The organism is Halostella sp. PRR32 (assembly GCF_034808085.1).
In the GTDB taxonomy this organism is placed as follows: domain Archaea; phylum Halobacteriota; class Halobacteria; order Halobacteriales; family Natronoarchaeaceae; genus Halostella; species Halostella pelagica.
In genome coordinates this window covers 1-937 of the sequence record NZ_JAXHGL010000018.1, presented here as the reverse complement: position 1 = coordinate 937, position 937 = coordinate 1, and the positions used below count along the sequence as shown (strand labels likewise).

The window sequence follows — 937 nt, the reverse complement described above, 5'->3', positions numbered from 1 at the left end:
GGCTCTGGTGAATCGCCAGAAGGCGTTTGATTTCACTGTTTCACGGCTCGCTTGATGTTGTAGACCGTACACATCAGGACGATCTCACGAAATTCGCGGTACCACGCTCGGGCACGCACCGCGTGACCGAGCGTCCGCTTGATCGTTGAGAAGACGGTCTCAGACAGTGCTCGTTGGCCGTATAGAGACTCGTCGATGCGCGCGTTATGCGCGCAATCGACGGGTCGGAACTCACGGTGCTTGATCAGCGGTCTCACGCCTTCTTCGCGTAATTTCTCTCGTAAGCGCTGCCAATCGTAGCCTTTGTCGGCGGCGAGGCTGGCAATCTCGCCCGCGTTGCGGAGGGCGAGTTGCCAGCCGATCTGTGTGTCGTGACGTTTCTCGGTCGTACAGTGAACGTCGAGTACAGCTTGTGTTTTTGTATCGACGAGCGCGGTCGTTTTCAGCGTTTGAACGCGGTAGTTCGTTCGGCGACAGTAGTGCTTGCTAGCGGTTTCACGGTCGAAGAATGTCGCGTCCATCGCGGCGTGATCGGCGGTGTCGTGCAGCTGCGCCGAGAGGCGCAGCAGCACTCGCCAGACTTTCATCTCGAATCTATCAAACGCCTTTACCAACGTGGAGTGATCAGGGAGATCGCCCTCTTCGAGACCGATCTCGGCCAATATATGTGGCATCTCGCTCAGGAGATCAAGCGCCTCGCGGTAGGATTTCTCAAGGTAAATCCGGAGACAGTGGAGCGAAACGACGGCGTAGTCGGCGAAGCCCCCACCCCCTACGGGGGCGGCGGCTTCGCCTCGGCCACCAACAGCATTTTTAGCTAACGTGACCGCCTTGCTCGTGAAGCGGGAGATCTTCGACATAGGCATCGGCGATTTCCCGCTTCACTTCCTTTGATTTGACGACCTATCCCGTCGCCTTACAGCGATTCACCAGTGCC

1 protein-coding gene is annotated in these 937 nt (G+C 57.7%); it reads right to left on the bottom strand.

Annotated elements, in window-relative coordinates; all coding sequences use genetic code 11:
• Nucleotides 1-32: 32 nt before the first annotated feature.
• Nucleotides 33-860: an IS5 family transposase gene (locus tag SM753_RS20195; RefSeq protein WP_323192882.1), complete on the bottom strand. Its 828-nt coding sequence runs from the start codon at nt 858-860 to the stop codon at nt 33-35.
• Nucleotides 861-937: the final 77 nt, after the last annotated feature.

Excerpts from the sequence above, each read along its gene's own strand:
- SM753_RS20195 (WP_323192882.1), bottom strand. The coding sequence starts at position 860 with ATGTCGAAGATCTCCCGCTTCACGAGCAAGGCGGTCACGTTAGCTAAA.